We start from the raw sequence: 15,696 nt of genomic DNA on the forward strand, positions 1-15,696 counted from the left end.
CATGCTAGGTGCTGGTGGCGCGCACGTGTGGGGATGTGGATACTGCCCGCTTGACGGAAGTGGACGAGGAAAACCGATGAACACCGTACGTTGGGGCATGATCGGCTGTGGCAGTGTTACTGAATTAAAGAGTGGACCCGCATTCTATAAAGCGCCAGGTTCGGCCTTGGTGGCCGTGATGGGGCGCCGTATCGATGCGGTGCGCGATTATGCGGCACGCCACGGTATTGCGCGTTTTTATACCGACGCCCAGGCACTGATCGACGACCCCGAAGTGGACGCGGTGTACATCGCCACACCGCCCGACAGCCATCTTGAATACAGCCTGATGGTGGCGGCAGCAGGCAAGCATTGCTGCGTCGAGAAACCCATGTCGCTGAATGCCGAGCAGAGTGCGTTGATGCAGCGCACTTTCGAGAATGCCGGGCTGCACTTGTTCGTGTCCTACTATCGACGCTCACTGCCGCGCTTTCAGCAAGTGCGCGACTGGCTACAGGACGGGCGCATCGGCGAGTTGCGCCATCTCACTTGGACCTTGTGCAAACCGCCTTCCGCCGCAGACGCAAGCGCCGCCAACTGGCGCACCGACCCGGCGATAGCCGGGGGCGGCTACTTTGCCGACTTGGCCAGCCATGGGTTTGACCTCTTCCAGTACCTGGCTGGGGATATCGTCGACGTGGCTGGGTTCACCTCGCGCCAAGAGGGCCGTTATGCGGCGGAGGATGCCGTGACCGCCAGTTGGCGTTTTGCATCGGGCGCGCTGGGCATGGGCTGCTGGAATTTTGTAGCCGACCGTCGCGAAGACCTCGTCGAGCTGATTGGCAGTCGGGGACGTATTCAGTTTTCAGTCTTCGAAGACCAGCCGCTGCGGCTTGAAGGCGAGACCAACGAGGTGCTGGAGGTGCCGTGTCACGCGCATATTCAGTGGCACCACGTGCTTGGCATGAATGCGCATATTCGTGGGGAGGCCGAGCACCCGTCGCTGGCGATCGAGGCGTTGAAGACCGATCGGATTCTGGACCGGGTGCTACAACGTAACGCCCATCAACCTGGCTAATCACACTAGGCTTGCTGGGTAATCTACTTTTTTCAAGGAACAGACGGATGAAATACTGGATGGTGTTGTGGTTGGCGCTTGCCACGAGTGCGATGGCAGCTCCGCGCAGCCAAGGGACGCCTGGGGAGTTTGATTTTTATGTGTTGTCATTGTCGTGGTCGCCAACGTTTTGCCTGACGCACCCGGACAATGAGCAGTGTTCGGGCAAGGGCTACGGCTTTGTGCTGCATGGCTTGTGGCCGCAATACGCAAAGGGCGGCTGGCCGGCCTCGTGTGAGCCGCAGTCGCGATTGTCTCGTGAAGAAATGGACAAGGGCGCTACGCTGTTTCCGACCCGCTCGCTGCTCAAGCACGAATGGGCCAAGCATGGCACGTGCAGCGGGCTTGAGCCGTTGGCGTACCTGGAGAAAACCGATGCGGCGCTGGGGGTGGTTGCCATTCCGCAGCAGTTGCAGCCGTTCAACACACCACCTTCATTGCAGGCCAGTGAGATCGAGGCGTTGTTCCGCGAAAGCAACCCGCGCATGGGCAACCATGGGCTGGCGGTGATCTGCAAGGGCAAGGTGCTGTCGGAGGTACGGGTGTGCCTGACCAAGGACCTGGCGTTCGCCGGCTGCCCACGTAGCGTGAAGACGCAGTGCCGCGACGGCGATATTCGGATTCCTTCGCAGCGCTAAGGCTGCATCGCCACGCCCCGGCCAAGTGAAGATGCGGGCCGGGTGTTGTGTGTGAAATAGAACGGCGGGGGCATTTTCTTCAATACTGCACGCGGTTCGCCCTTTACCGTGACGTCATCGTCACAACAAAAAGGGAATCGCAATGAGCTTGATCATCTCCATGGCCGCCTTCGCCTTGGCCACCTCCATCACGCCGGGGCCTGTGAATGTGGTCGCCCTCAGTTCCGGCGCGCGCTTCGGTTTTGCCGCCAGCCAGAAACACGTATTCGGCGCCGCGGTCGGCTTCACCGTGCTGCTGGTGCTGATCGGCCTGGGATTGCATGAAGTGCTGGTGCGTTGGCCAATCCTGACCCAGTTGATCCAGTGGGGCGGGGTGGCCTTCTTGCTGTACATGGCGTGGAGGTTGGCAGTGGACGATGGTCGGCTGGACGCCGATGGCACGGCAACCGCACCGTCGATGCTGTACGGCGCAATCATGCAATGGCTCAACCCGAAAGCCTGGCTGGCGTGCGTAGCGGGGATGGGGTTGTTTGTCGCGGATGGCGATGCTGGGCAAGTGTGGCTATTTGCGGTGCTCTATTTGGTGATCTGCTACCTGTCGGTGGCGTGCTGGGCCTACGCCGGGACTTTTTTACGGCGTTACCTGGGCAATCCTCAAGGCGTGCGCGTGTTCAACCGCTCAATGGCCGCGTTGCTGGTGGCCAGTGTGGGTTATTTGCTGATGGCTTGAGCAAGTCACGGTACTGACCAGGCGTGGCGGCGAAATGCTGTTTGAAGGCGCGCTGGAAATGCGCCTGGTCGGCAAAGCCTGCGGCGAGGGCCACATCGGCGATCAGCTCGCCGTTACGCAACTGGGTGCGGGCAAACTGGATGCGCCGGTTCACCAGGAAGGCATGGGGCGTGAGGCCGTAATATTGCTTGAACGCGCGGATCAAGTAAGACGGCGACAGCTCGGCCGCCTGGCAAATATCTTCCAGTTTCAACGCCTGGGTGCAATGCTCGCGGATGTACTCGGCGGCCCGTTCCAGCTTGTGGTTGACCTCACGTACCGGCATCTCGGCAGGGTTCAGGCGCTGCTGCACTTCACTGAAAAAACTCACCAGCGCACTCTGCTTTTGCAGGTGTTCGGCTTGCTCGTCCACCAATGTCCGGTACAGCTCCAGCAGGCCGCTGTACAGCACCTTGTCCCGGGTATACGGCGTGTTGAACGGCCGATAACCCTCATCGGTGCTGAAACCCAACTGGTGCTGCAGGTCGGTCAGCCAGGGCGTGTCGATGTACAACATCTGATAGGACCAATGCTGGTCGTAGATCGGGTTGCAGGCGTGCACATCGCCGGGGTTCATCAGTACCACCGTGCCGGCGCTGATCTCAAAGGTCTGCGTGCCGTAGTGGTAATAGCTGCGTCCGGCGGTGATCGCACCGATGGAAAAATGTTCGTGAGAGTGTCGGGTGTAAGTCACCTTGCGCCCGTCGGCAATGGTCCGCGCCTCGATAAACGGCAGCGCGGCGTCGCGCCAGAAGTTGGGGGCCGTAGGGCTTGCAGACGAGGACATGGTGCGGCGCTCCGAAAGGTGTGCTGCACTAGACTCATGCAAAACCTGCGGATGTTCAAGGCTTGATTTGGCGGTCTGCTACGTTCAGCTCACCTCAACGGCCCCAGCACCTGGCGATAGCGTTCCACCCCTTGAGGCGTTTGCCGCACCAGGCTGATCTCCAACCCCAACGGGTCTTCCCGCCGATTGCCGCTCAACTGCCGCCAGCCTTTATCGGTCTCCCATACTCGCACTTGCAGGTCACTGACCCCGCTGAGCACCACCACACCTTCCTTGGCCGCCGGCAGCGGGAACCGGTCCCGTGCAGGGGCTGCCGCACGGTACAGGTTGTCGCCCTTGAGCCACCAACGCACCCGCTGCAAGCCGTCTCCCGCTGCCGGCGCACTGCGAATCACGTCCAGCTGAAAGCCCTTGCTGTCGGAACTGCGCACCGTCACGCCAGCCAATCCGGCGGGCTTGGCCGTCTCGTCTTCAGTCATGCCAGGCGCGTTCAATTCGACGCTGGCCCGCAGGCTGATATCGCGCTGCAACTGGTTCAGCACCCGCAGCAGGGCTTCGGTCTGTTCAGTACTTGCCTGCAAGTGCTGATCGGCGCGAGTGACGCTGTCGAGCCCGCGCCAGGCGATCAGGCTGACCACCGCCATCAGCATGATCGCCACCATCACCTCGATCAGCGTGAAGCCTTTCTGGGAGGCATTCATGGCAAGCTCACCACGCGCATCAGACCTGCGGCGTCGCGTTGCAGGCTGAGGCTGTGTTGCCCGTCGGACAGCACCACCCGCAAGGCTGGGTTGATCCATTCGGCGTTGAGCACCAGGGTTTGCCGAGGCTCAATAGTGACTTGCATCGGCGTGCTGTCCCATGCGCGCGGGCGCAGTTGGGCATCGGCCTTGAAGGTCTCGATGCCCAGCCCATCTTCACTGCGGCGGTTGAAGCCAAAACCCTTGGCGTCAGTGCGCAACGTGATGGGGCGGCCGTCGGCGCGGGCTTCGGCCTGGGCTACTTGCAACAATTGACTCAGTCGGTCGGCGTCCTTGCGCAGCAGGTGCAGCGGGTCGGGCTTGATGGTCAGGCTGATAGCCGCGCTGGCAATGCCGATGATCACCAGCACCACCATTAACTCGATCAGGGTGAAGCCTTGCTGTTTCATCGGATGGCACCTGTCGAACTGGTGAGCTTGTGAAATAAAAAAGTGGGAATTGGTCTGTAGGCTGGAGGCACGGACAAACAGGAGGTCCCATTCATGGCATTTTCCCCGCGTTTTTCACCCGCCCATGGCGTGCAGATTGTGGCCTTGCTGGCGGCAGCGGCCGGCCTTGCAATTTGGACGCCGCTGTTGCTCACCTCCGCCGAATCCCACACGCCCCAAGCCGCGCCCCAGGCCTTGGCGGCGCGCAGCGATAACCCGGCATTGCAGTGGTTTTCCAATGCTCCGACGGCCTTGCAGGTGAAGGTGTCGGGCGTGCTGGCCGGCGCCCGTGGCGCGGTGGCGATTCTCAGCCTTAACGACGGGCCGCCACGCAGCTTCTTGCTCGGTGAGCGCCTCAGCCCCGGCGTACGGCTAACGGCCATCGAAGGCGACGGCGTAGAGATAGAGCGCGGTGGCGAGAAGCTGCGCGTCAACCTCGACAAGTTGCCGGATGCACCGGCATTGCCGCTGCTCACTCGGCCATGACCTGCGTTTCCAGGCGTGCCAGTGGTGGCGCTTCGCGGCTGGCGTCCAGCACCTGCACCTTGACCTGAAACAGGCGGCCATCGGCGTTGATGGTTTGCTCACAGCGCAGTTTCAGTCGCCCCTGGTCGCAATCGAAGGTCTTTTTGCCGCTGCTTATAGACCCCCCCAACTGCAACTCCGCCAAACGACTTTGCGCCGCCAGCAACGCCATGGACTTATCCCGCAGCAGGCCGTTGCTCTGGGTCATCAACCCCGCCACGCGCACGGCGGCGGCCATGGCCACGGCGATGATTGCCAGCGCCACCAGCACTTCAATCAGGGTAAAACCTTGCTCGTGGCGAGGCCTGCGCATGGTGTTCTCAAAGCCCGGAAACAGGCTCGCAGACTAGCGCCGGCAGTTGACCGATTGGCGACCAAACCTCCCGAGGATTTTCAATACGACTGACATGTGTTCTTGCAACACTGCGCCACGAAATGCACTCAAGCCAAGGAATGTCGAGATGGATATCGCGCCCCTAACGTCCCCATTGCCAGGCCCTCGCGGCCAGCGTGGTTTCACCTTGATCGAGATTATGGTGGTGGTCGTCATCCTCGGGATTCTAGCGGCGATGGTGGTGCCCAAGGTGCTCGATCGTCCCGATCAGGCGCGAGCCACGGCGGCGAAGCAGGACATCGGCGGCTTGATGCAGGCGCTGAAGCTTTATCGCCTTGACCACGGCACTTACCCGAGCATGAACCAGGGGCTCAAAGTATTGGTTGAGCGCCCGGCGGACGCCAAGAACAGCAACTGGCGCGCTTATCTGGAGCGACTGCCGAATGACCCTTGGGGCAACCCCTATCACTACCTCAACCCCGGCGCCAATGGTGAGGTCGACGTGTTCTCCCTGGGCGCCGACGGCAAACCGGATGGCGACGGCGTGAATGCCGATATCGGCTCCTGGCAGTTGTAAGGCGCGCCATGAACAGACATTCGCCCACAGCGGCGAAGCAGCGCGGCATGGCGATTATCAGCGCGCTGCTGATCGCAGCGGTGGTGGCGGTGATTGCCGGTGCCATGCTCACACGCCAGACCGTGTTCACCCGAAGCCTTGAGGCCGAGCAACTGCGTGTGCAGGGGCAATGGCTGTTGCAGGGCGGGTTGGAACGCAGTCGGCAATTGCTCTGGGATGCGCGTCAGAGGGACGTGCTGACGCGCCTCGATCAACCGTGGGCGCGTGCCCAGGTTGGCGTGTTTGAGGGGCGGCTGGACGATGAGCAGGGCAAGTTCAACCTGCGCAATCTGGTCAATCGTCAGCAAACGGATGCGGAACAATTGCAGGGCTTTGAGCGCCTGTGCCGTTTGATTGGCGTCGACCCGGCCGTGAGTCGGCGCATCAGCCAGCGGGTGATCGCCTCCTATGACCGACGTGAAATGCCCGCCAGATACCCCATGCTGCGCAGCCTGGAAGAGTTGAGCGGTATCGAAGGCGTCGACCCACGCCTGCTGCGGCGTTTGCAAACCTACGTCAGCGTGTTGCCCGGCAATACTTGGGTCAACGGCAATACCGCCAGCGCCGAAGTACTCAGTGCGGTGGTGCCGCAGCTTAGCCTGCCGCAGGCCCAGGCACTGGTGGCCGAGCGCGACAGCGGGCGTTGGTTTATCAACCGTGGGGATTTCGTCAACCGGTTGCGCATGCCCCAGGTGGCGGTGGACTCGGTGCAAGTGGGCATTACCAGTGAATGGTTTCGTTTGCAGGGGCAGGCTCGCCGTGAGCAACGTCGCGTGACGATCGAGGCGTTATTGCACCGGCCGGAAGACCGCCAGCCTCAGGTGATCTGGTCGCGGGTGGGCGTATGAAACGTTTGCGCATCGGTCTGCCACCACTCAATCAACTGACGGTTGAGAGCCAGGTGAAATTCGCCTGGCTGGAGCGCGGCGTGGTGGTTGCTGAAGGTCAGGAGCGTTTGAAGCAGTTGGGTAAAAACCGTCAGATCGTGGACTGTTTTCTGCACCCCCGCGACAGCCTGCTCACCAGCCTTGAACTGCCGCCTTTACCCTCCGCAAAAACCGCCGCCGCCGTGGCCTGTGCGGCGCAGGCATTGATCCTCGGCCCGATGGAACAGATGCACGTCGCCCACGGCCCACGCGAAAGCGATGGGCGCGTGCAGGTGGCCTGGGTGCCCAAGGCCGGGCTGGAACGACTGGGTCAGGTACTGGCGCAGGTACCGCTCAAACTGCGCGGCCTGTACCCGGCACCGTATGCCTTGCCGGTGGCCACAGCGGCGATGGATGAAGGGTATTTGCTGACGCGCCATAGCCTGCAACAAGGGGCAGTGCATCCGCTGGGGCAGCAGGCCCTGGATGAATTGCTTGATGTGCAGCTAGGGGACGAGGCACAGCGTTGGGGTGGCGTGATACCGAGTTGGGGCCTGCACGGCCGTCTCAACCAACCGGCTACCGGCGGATGGGGCAGGGCGCTGGCCTGTATTGTCTTGGCTACCGCCATCTGGACCGTTGGCCTGAACCTGTACGCTGCCCGTCAAGCGGACGAAGGTCTGCGCATCAAGGCGTTGATGAGCCAGCAGGTGCGCCAGGCTTTTCCCGAATTACCGGTCATCCTCAACCCCCTGCAGCAGGCCCGCCAACAGTTGGCCGCGCGACAAGCCGGTGCGGTCGCGGACACAGGCCAGCGCTTTACCAGCCTGTTGCAACTGGCCGGCAGCAACTTGCCGTTCATGGTCGGCAGCGTCGACAACTTGACCTTCGAACAGGGGCGCCTGCACCTCGGCTTGCTGGCGGACAGTCGTAACCCGGCGGTAGAGGGTGATTGGCAGGCGGCCCTGGCCCAGGCGGGTTTTGCCGCCACCCGCGATGAGCAGGGCTGGACCCTTGGCCCCGCCCAGGCAGCCGCATCTGCGGGAGCCGAGGATGAATAAGTGGCAGCGTTTACGCAGCCGGTCCCAGGTGTTCTGGAGCGGCTTGGCCTTGCGTGAAAAACGCATGCTCAGCGGTGGCGGCCTGGTATTGGCGAGCTTGTTGACCTGGCTGGTGCTGGTTCAACCGGCGTTGAAAAAGATCGATTACTGGCAGGCTGAAACCCCGAAATTGCGCTCCCAGGCCGAGGCCTTGCAGGTGCTGTTGCAAGGCGTCGCCGCGCCTCGGCAGGTTGACGAAGCTGCTTTGCGCCAAGCCCTGGATAGCGCCGGTCTGCAAGGTCGTTACCAGTTGCAGGCGCTGGACCCCGGCGCTTGGCGCCTGACCTTCGACAACGCCCCGGCCGACGCCGTGGTGGGCTGGCTGCTGGGCAATCCCCGCGCGTTTTCTTTGGAAGTGTCCGAGGCGCGTTTGCAACGCGCGGCGGATGCCGTCGACAACTCGGCCGGCACTGTGTCCGGGACCGTTCGCATGGATCAGGCGCTTGGCGCTAAGGAAGCTTCATGAAGTGGTCAGTCCCCAACCCCGCGCCGTTTCGCAAGGTCGCGCCGCTGCTGTTACTGGCCTTGAGCGCGTGCAGCACCCCGCAGTCGAACAAGCCGTTGCTGGTGGACAGCGAACTTGGCCAGCCCCTGGCTGATACCCGACGCAGTAGCGACACTGTATTGGACCGCAAGCAGGAGCCTGCGCCCGCGCCTCGGGTTCAACACCCGGTGACTAACAGCGCGCGCGGCCACGCCCCTGCGGTGGTCAAGGCACGCAACCCACTCGGCGACCAACCGGTGCAGCTCAACTTTGTGGATGCCGATATCCAGGCGGTGGTGCGTGCGTTGTCCCGCGCCACCGGTCAGCAATTTCTGGTGGACCCACGGGTAAAAGGCAACCTCACACTGGTCAGCGAAGGCCAGGTGCCGGCGCACCAGGCCTACGACATGTTGCTGGCGGCGCTGCGCATGCAGGGTTTCAGTGTGGTGGATGTGGGCGGTGTGGCCCAGGTCGTGCCGGAAGCCGACGCCAAGTTGCTCGGCGGGCCGATCTACAGCGCCGGCAGCAGCGGCATGCAGACGCGCACCTTCCGGCTGCAATATGAAAACGCGGTGAACCTGATTCCGGTATTGCGCCCCATCGTGTCGCCGAATAACCCGATCAACGCTTACCCTGGCAACAACAGCATCGTCATCACCGACTATGCCGAAAACCTGGCACGGGTGGCGCAGATCATCAACGGCATCGACACCCCCAGCGCCATCGACACTGATGTGGTGAAGGTGCAGAACGGTATTGCCGTCGACATCGCGGCCATGGTCTCCGAACTCCTGGAAACCCAGGGCGTCGACCAGACCCAGAAGATCAACGTGGTGGGCGATCCGCGCTCCAACTCGATCATCATTCGTTCCGGCAGCCCCGAACGCACGGAACTGGCGCGCAACCTGATCTACAAACTCGACAACGCCCAGAGCAACCCGAGCAATATGCACGTGGTGTACCTGCGCAACGCCCAGGCGGGCAAGTTGGCCCAATCCCTGCGCGGGTTATTGACCGGCGAAAGCGAATCCGGCGTCAGCGACGAGGCCCGTGGCAAGCTGAGTAGCATGGGTGGCAATGCCCAAAAGACTCAAGGCAGCACGGCGCAGAACAGCAGCGGCACACCCACCGGCAGTGGCGTGCAATCGAGTTACAGCCAGGACAAACCACCCACCGGCAGCAGCACCTCCAACGACCAGAACACCGCGTTCAGCGCAGGCGGCGTCACGATCCAGGCGGACGCCACCACCAACACCTTGCTGATCTCCGCGCCCGACCCGCTGTACCGAAACCTGCGCGAAGTGATCGACATGCTCGACCAGCGCCGCGCCCAGGTGGTGATCGAAAGCCTGATCGTGGAGGTCAGCGAAGACGACGCCAGTGAGTTCGGCGTGCAATGGCAGGCCGGCAACCTCGGTGGCAAGGGCGGCTTCGGCGGCGTCAACCTGGGCGGCAGCGGTTTGAATGGCACAGCCACCAGCAAGACCAGCATCGACGTGTTGCCCAAGGGCCTGAATATCGGCCTGGTCAACGGTTCGGTGGACATCCCCGGGATCGGCAAGGTGTTGGACCTCAAGGTGCTGGCCCGGGCGTTGAAGAGCAAGGGCGGCACCAACGTGTTGTCCACGCCGAACCTGCTGACCCTGGATAACGAGGCGGCGAGCATTTTTGTGGGGCAGACCATTCCGTTTGTCACCGGCAGCTATGTGACTGGCGGCGGGGGCACCAGCAATAACCCGTTCCAGACGGTGCAGCGTGAAGAGGTGGGGCTCAAGCTTAACGTGCGGCCGCAGATTTCCGAGGGCGGTACGGTGAAGCTGGATATTTACCAGGAGGTCAGCAGCGTTGATTCACGGGCGTCGGTGGACGCGGGCACGGTGACGAATAAGCGTGCGATTGATACCAGTATTTTGCTCGATGATGGGCAGATCATGGTGCTGGGCGGGTTGCTGCAGGATGGGTATAGCCAGAGTAATGATGCGGTGCCTTGGTTGTCGGATATCCCGGGGTTGGGGGCGTTGTTTCGTAATGAAAAGCGTAGTGTGACCAAGACTAATTTGATGGTGTTTTTGCGGCCTTACATTATTCGTGACAGTGGGGCGGGGCGCAGTATTACGTTGAATCGGTATGAGTTTATGCGCCGGGCGCAGGGTGGGTTGCAGCCGGAGCGCAGCTGGGTAATGCCGGATGTGCAGGCGCCGCAGTTGCCTACGGTGGAGAAGGCGATTCCGGGGGCGCAGCAGCAGCCGGGGCCTCGGGCGGTGATTCGGGCGGTGCCGGTTTCCGAGGTGCGGCCGTGAGTCTGCTTGAGTACATATCCGTTGCTGCGGTAACGGCCACTTATGGTTCCGCTCTTACAGCGGGTCACTTTTGGAAAGGCCCAAAAGTAACCAAAAGGCCTTCGCCCCACCACTCGGCACCTCGCTGTGGCTCGGTGTGCCCGCACGCAGGCTTTGGACCGTGGGCCGCCGCGATGGGCCATCCTTGGCCCAGCGCGGCTAACCCGGCGTCCTGCCGGGTTACCCACGCTCCAAAGCCGGCGTTCGGCCAGCGTGGTTTTATGGGGCGCCTGAGATCAAGATCAACAGCACGGCGGCCTGAAAGCCGACCTGAGTGGTGTGAATCAAAAGCAGATCAAAAACAGATCGGGCGTACGCCGCAGATTTGCTCTTCTGTGGGAGCTGGCTTGTCGGATCGCCGCACCGCTGCGATGCAGAGACCTCTGTGTATCGGGTACACAGAGTTGATGCCATCGCAGGCAAGCCAGCTCCCACATTATTCGACCGCTTTTGATCTACACCACTCAGGTCGGCTTTCAGGCCGCCGTGCTTTTGCTTTTGATCTTTTTGATCTTGATCTTAGGCGCCCCATAAAACCACGCTGGCCGCACGCAGGCTTGAATCCGTGGGTAACCCGGCAGGACGCCGGGTTAGCCGCGCTGGGCCAAGGATGGCCCATCGCGGCGGCCCACGGATTCAAGCCTGTGTGCGGGCACACCGAGCCTAGGCGAGGTGCCGAGTGGTGGGGCAAGAGCCCTTTTGGTTACTTTTGGGGCTCTTTTCCAAAAGTGACCCGCTGTAAGAGCGGAACCCTAAGTGGCCGTTACCGCAGCAATGGATATGCACCCGGTAAAAAAGGAAAACCCCAGTGAGCCTGCTCCCCTACGTATGGGCCAAATCCCACCGCATTCTCCTGCGCCCAACCGAAGCAGGCATGCTGATGACCGTGTGCCCCTCAACCCCCGGCTGGTCGATCAGTGAAGTCCACCGCCAGTTCGGCCAAACCCACCTCGAACACATCCGCGACGACGAACTCGACAGCCTGCTCACCAGCGCCTACGCCGACACCGGCAGCGCCGCCGCCGTCGTCGGCGCCGCTGAAAACGAGGTGGACCTCGACCGCCTGATGCAAGACATGCCCGAAATCACCGACCTGCTCGACACCCAGGACGGCGCACCGGTCATCCGCATGATCAACGCCTTGCTCACCCAGGCCGCCCGCGACGAAGCCAGCGACATCCATATCGAACCCTACGAAACCCACTCCGTGGTGCGCTACCGCGTCGACGGCACCCTGCGTGACGTGGTCTCGCCACGCAAGGCGCTGCATGGCGCGCTGGTGTCACGGATCAAGATCATGGCCCAACTCGATATCGCCGAAAAACGCTTGCCCCAGGACGGCCGCATCGCGCTGCGTGTAGCGGGGCGGCCGATTGATATTCGGGTGTCCACGGTACCCACCGGCCACGGTGAGCGTGTAGTGATGCGTTTGCTCGACAAACAGGCCGGGCGCCTGCAACTGGAAACCCTTGGCATGGACCCCCACGTGCTGGCCAAACTCGATAGCCTGATCCGCCAGCCCCACGGCATCGTGCTGGTCACCGGCCCCACCGGCAGCGGCAAAACCACCAGCCTGTACGCCGCCCTGGCGCGGCTGGATGCGAGCACCAGCAATATCCTCACCGTGGAAGACCCGGTGGAATACGACCTGCCGGGCATCAGCCAGATCCAGGTCAACGCCAAGATCGACATGACCTTCGGCCTGGCATTGCGGGCGATTCTGCGTCAGGACCCGGACATCATCATGATCGGCGAAATCCGTGACCTGGAGACCGCGCAAATCGCTGTGCAGGCTTCGCTCACCGGCCACTTGGTGCTCGCCACGTTGCACACCAACGACGCCGTCTCGGCGGTCAACCGCTTGATCGACATGGGCGTCGAACCGTTCTTGTTGGCGTCTTCGCTATTGGGCGTATTGGCCCAGCGTCTGGTGCGGCGCCTGTGCCCGCATTGCAAACAGGAAGACCCGGCCGCGCCCGGTACCTGGCGCCCGGTGGGCTGTGCCCAGTGCAACCAGATCGGCTACAGCGGGCGAACCGGTATCCATGAGTTGTTCTGCGTCGACGACGAGGTGCGCAGCCTGATCCACCAGGGTGCCGGTGAGCAGGATTTGCGTCTGGCCGCGCGCCGCGCCGGGATGTTCAGCATGCGTGAAGACGGTGAGCGTTGGGTGCGCAGTGGCGCCACCGCGCCCGAAGAAATCCTGCGCGTGACACGGGACGCCTGATGAATCGCTATCGCTATGAAGCCGCCGACGCCAGCGGCAAAGTTGAGGTCGGGCACGTTGAAGCCGACAGTCAGAGCGCAGCGTTTGCCAACCTGCGTGGGCGAGGTTTGACCGCGTTGCTGATGCAAGTCGAAGGCAACCCGCAAACGGCGGGCGGCAGTGGCCTGTTCAGCGCCAAGCTATCGGATAACGACCTGGCCTGGGCCACTCGCCAACTGGCGAGCCTGTTGGGCGCCAGTCTGCCGTTGGAAGCGGCGTTGAGTGCGACGGTGGAGCAGGCCGAGAAAAAACACATCGCCCAGACCTTGAGTGCGGTGCGCGCGGATGTTCGCGGCGGCATGCGCCTGGCCGATGCGCTGGCGGCGCGGCCGCGGGACTTTCCTTCGATCTATCGCGCGTTGATCGCAGCGGGGGAGGAGTCCGGTGACCTGGCCCAGGTGATGGAGCGCCTGGCCGACTACATCGAAGAGCGCAACAACCTGCGGGGCAAGATCATGACCGCGTTTATCTACCCCGGTGTGGTCGGCCTGGTGTCCATCGGCATTGTGATTTTCCTGTTGAGCTATGTGGTGCCCCAGGTGGTCAGTGCGTTTTCCCAGGCGCGCCAGGATCTGCCGGGGCTGACCCTGGCGATGCTCAACGCCAGCGACTTCATTCGTGCCTGGGGCTGGTTGTGTTTTGCCGGGATCGTCGGCGGTTTTTGGGGCTGGCGCCTGTACCTGCGCAACCCCGTGGCGCGCTTGAATTGGCATAGCCGTGTGTTGCGTTTTCCATTGATCGGGCGCTTTGTGCTGGGCCTGAATACCGCGCGATTTGCCTCGACCCTGGCGATCCTCGGCGGTGCCGGTGTACCGCTGTTGCGCGCCTTGGAAGCGGCGCGTCAGACCTTGTCCAATGATCGCCTGAGCCAGTGCGTCAACGATGCCACGGCCAAGGTGCGCGAAGGCGTCAACCTGGCTCCCGCGCTGGCGCTCGAAAAAGTCTTCCCGCCGGTGCTCATCCATCTGATCGCCAGCGGCGAAAAAACCGGTTCGTTGCCACCCATGCTTGAGCGTGCGGCGCAGACCTTGTCGCGAGATATCGAGCGCCGTGCCATGGGCATGACCGCCTTGCTTGAGCCGCTGATGATCGTGGTGATGGGCGCGGTGGTGCTGGTGATCGTCATGGCGGTGCTGTTGCCGATCATTGAGATAAACCAGTTGGTCACTTAAGCCGCGACGCATCGCTTGGTTGATCTCGGGTTCCTGATGCTGTCATTTTCCAAACGCACCGACACAGCCCGCGCTGCCTCCAGCCCAGGGCCTGAGGTGCGTGCTGAAACCTCGCTGTCACCTGGGTCGAAAGCGCTCAAAACCATGACCGAAACACCCGAGAATCTTTTTAAAATCAAGGCGTTCCTCCCGAGGTTTTTTCCTTTATCTGTCATCGGTAACTGCGACTTTATCTCCCATGGTTTCACCCCGGGTCACCCCCAGTACACGGCTTGGGACCGGAGCCATGGCGTCATGCAAGAGCCATCTACCCCAAACGTACAAACACGACGAAAGGAGATTCTTCATGTTTAAGCGCACTATGATCGCGGCCTCTTTGGTAGTTGCAGCACTGGCTTCGGCCCAATCCATGGCCGCAGTAGTCGGCGGCGGTGCCACCCTGCCGGAAAAACTCTACGGCACCACTACCGGTACCGGCATCCTCGCGTCTACCAACCCTGGTTTTAACGCCTACGTTGGCGTGGGCAGCGGCGACGGCAAAAAGGCGTTCTTCGGTAACGATTCGACCAAGCTGAAATTGGCCGCCGGCATCACCGTTGACTATGCAGGTAGCGACTCGATCGTCAGCGCTGCGGAACTGGCCGCTTACAACGCTGCTACCAACACCACCAATGGCCGTGCCAGCTTTGGCCCGTTGATCCAGATCCCATCTGCAGCCACCTCGGTGACTGTGCCCTATCACATCGACGGTCAAACGTCGCTTCAGCTCACCAGCGCTCAGTTGGCTGATATCTTCGCCGGCAAAATCACTAACTGGCAGCAAGTGGCCGGTCCAGACCTGCAGATCAAAGTGGTTTATCGTCTGGACACCAGCGGCACCACCGAGATTTTCACCAACCACCTGAAAACCGTGAAGCCTGCTTCGGTGCCTGCCGTCAGCAATAGCTTCGCCACCGCAGTTGGCTTCAACCCAGCCACCAATGCCCCAACCGGTTCAAGCTACATCGGTGCAACCGGCAGCCAGGGCGTTGCCACGGCTGTTGCTGACAGCAACAACAACGGCGCCATCGGCTATGTCAGCCCGGACTTCTCCCAGTTCGACCAGGCCTCGGCTGTAGCAGCGATCAACGGCTCTCTGCCAACCAAGGACAACGTTCAGCTCGCTCTCACAGAAGCTACCCTGCCAACCGTTGACCCGGCTAAAAGCGCCAGTAACCCTATCGATTGGGTTCCAACGTTCCCTAACCCTTCCCAGGGTTACCCAATCGTTGGTTACACCAACCTGATCTTCAGCCAGTGCTACAAAGACACCACTGACAGCGCACGCATCCGTAACTTCCTCAACCGTCACAACACCGGTGTGGACAACGCAGCTGTCAGCAGCCACGCCTTTATCCCGGTGCCAGCCAACTGGCAGAAAGCGATCCTTGACACCTTCTACGCCAGCACTAGCTCCTTGCGCGTAGGCGACACCAACACCTGCAACGGTATTGGTCGTCCGTTGTAAGACCCCGT

General features: G+C 61.9%; 16 protein-coding genes. 12 read left to right on the top strand and 4 right to left on the bottom strand.

Annotated features, from left to right (window positions below):
* The first annotated feature begins 76 nt into the window (after positions 1–76).
* The 3 genes from BFL40_RS14265 (at position 77) to BFL40_RS14275 (ending at position 2,464) form a co-directional block, all read left to right on the top strand.
* The gene (locus tag BFL40_RS14265; protein WP_071484601.1) at positions 77–1,057 is read left to right on the top strand and encodes a Gfo/Idh/MocA family protein; all 981 of its coding nucleotides are present in this window, start codon (positions 77–79) and stop codon (positions 1,055–1,057) included.
* Between the two features lie 47 nt (positions 1,058–1,104).
* Entirely contained in the window at positions 1,105–1,734 is a 630-nt protein-coding gene (locus tag BFL40_RS14270; protein ID WP_071484602.1) for a ribonuclease T2 family protein, read from the top strand.
* A gap of 142 nt (positions 1,735–1,876) precedes the next feature.
* Positions 1,877–2,464: a LysE family translocator gene (locus BFL40_RS14275; protein ID WP_071484603.1), complete on the top strand. Its 588-nt coding sequence runs from the start codon at positions 1,877–1,879 to the stop codon at positions 2,462–2,464.
* On the opposite strand, the gene BFL40_RS14280 is transcribed toward BFL40_RS14275, so the two are convergent.
* From BFL40_RS14280 to BFL40_RS14290, 3 genes are all read right to left on the bottom strand, one after another.
* A complete protein-coding gene (locus BFL40_RS14280; RefSeq protein ID WP_071484604.1) occupies positions 2,406–3,290 on the bottom strand; it encodes an AraC family transcriptional regulator in 885 nt (294 codons plus the stop codon). The genes BFL40_RS14275 and BFL40_RS14280 overlap by 59 nt on opposite strands.
* 89 nt (positions 3,291–3,379) lie before the next feature.
* Positions 3,380–3,991 carry a type II secretion system protein GspJ gene (locus BFL40_RS14285; RefSeq protein WP_071484605.1) on the bottom strand — a complete coding sequence of 204 codons (612 nt, stop codon included), beginning with the start codon at positions 3,989–3,991 and terminating at the stop codon, positions 3,380–3,382.
* Positions 3,988–4,440: a GspH/FimT family pseudopilin gene (locus BFL40_RS14290; RefSeq protein WP_071484606.1), complete on the bottom strand. Its 453-nt coding sequence runs from the start codon at positions 4,438–4,440 to the stop codon at positions 3,988–3,990. The genes BFL40_RS14285 and BFL40_RS14290 overlap by 4 nt, the downstream gene beginning before the upstream one ends.
* 93 nt (positions 4,441–4,533) lie before the next feature.
* On the opposite strand from BFL40_RS14290, the gene BFL40_RS14295 reads away from it, so the two are divergent.
* The gene (locus BFL40_RS14295; RefSeq protein ID WP_071484607.1) at positions 4,534–4,965 is read left to right on the top strand and encodes a type II secretion system protein N; all 432 of its coding nucleotides are present in this window, start codon (positions 4,534–4,536) and stop codon (positions 4,963–4,965) included.
* Here BFL40_RS14295 and gspI read toward each other — a convergent pair.
* Positions 4,952–5,317 carry a type II secretion system minor pseudopilin GspI gene (gspI, locus tag BFL40_RS14300; protein WP_071484608.1) on the bottom strand — a complete coding sequence of 122 codons (366 nt, stop codon included), beginning with the start codon at positions 5,315–5,317 and terminating at the stop codon, positions 4,952–4,954. The two genes, BFL40_RS14295 and gspI, sit on opposite strands and share 14 nt — an antisense overlap.
* Positions 5,318–5,465: 148 nt before the next feature.
* On the opposite strand from gspI, the gene gspG reads away from it, so the two are divergent.
* The 8 genes from gspG (at position 5,466) to BFL40_RS14340 (ending at position 15,688) form a co-directional block, all read left to right on the top strand.
* Positions 5,466–5,915 (top strand): type II secretion system major pseudopilin GspG, encoded by a 450-nt coding sequence (gene gspG, locus BFL40_RS14305; protein WP_071484609.1) that lies wholly within the window; start codon positions 5,466–5,468, stop codon positions 5,913–5,915.
* Positions 5,916–5,923: 8 nt separating this feature from the next.
* A complete protein-coding gene (gene gspK, locus BFL40_RS14310) occupies positions 5,924–6,802 on the top strand; it encodes a type II secretion system minor pseudopilin GspK (protein WP_159440219.1) in 879 nt (292 codons plus the stop codon).
* Positions 6,799–7,881 carry a type II secretion system protein GspL gene (gene gspL, locus BFL40_RS14315; protein WP_071484611.1) on the top strand — a complete coding sequence of 361 codons (1,083 nt, stop codon included), beginning with the start codon at positions 6,799–6,801 and terminating at the stop codon, positions 7,879–7,881. The genes gspK and gspL overlap by 4 nt, the downstream gene beginning before the upstream one ends.
* On the top strand, positions 7,874–8,386 hold the full coding sequence (locus BFL40_RS14320; protein ID WP_071484612.1) for a type II secretion system protein M: 513 nt from the start codon (positions 7,874–7,876) through the stop codon (positions 8,384–8,386). Before gspL ends, BFL40_RS14320 begins: the two co-directional genes overlap by 8 nt.
* Complete coding sequence (gene gspD / locus BFL40_RS14325) at positions 8,383–10,704, top strand: type II secretion system secretin GspD (protein WP_071484613.1); 2,322 nt, start codon at positions 8,383–8,385, stop codon at positions 10,702–10,704. Before BFL40_RS14320 ends, gspD begins: the two co-directional genes overlap by 4 nt.
* Before the next feature lie 847 nt (positions 10,705–11,551).
* Positions 11,552–12,970, top strand: coding sequence for a type II secretion system ATPase GspE (gene gspE / locus BFL40_RS14330; protein ID WP_071484614.1), 1,419 nt, complete (start codon positions 11,552–11,554; stop codon positions 12,968–12,970).
* The gene (gspF, locus tag BFL40_RS14335) at positions 12,970–14,181 is read left to right on the top strand and encodes a type II secretion system inner membrane protein GspF (protein WP_071484615.1); all 1,212 of its coding nucleotides are present in this window, start codon (positions 12,970–12,972) and stop codon (positions 14,179–14,181) included. The genes gspE and gspF overlap by 1 nt, the downstream gene beginning before the upstream one ends.
* A gap of 346 nt (positions 14,182–14,527) precedes the next feature.
* Positions 14,528–15,688, top strand: a complete 1,161-nt coding sequence (locus tag BFL40_RS14340) for a substrate-binding domain-containing protein (RefSeq protein WP_071484616.1) — start codon at positions 14,528–14,530, stop codon at positions 15,686–15,688.
* Positions 15,689–15,696 lie beyond the last annotated feature (8 nt).

It is taken from the genome of Pseudomonas costantinii (assembly GCF_001870435.1).
GTDB lineage: Bacteria > Pseudomonadota > Gammaproteobacteria > Pseudomonadales > Pseudomonadaceae > Aquipseudomonas > Aquipseudomonas costantinii.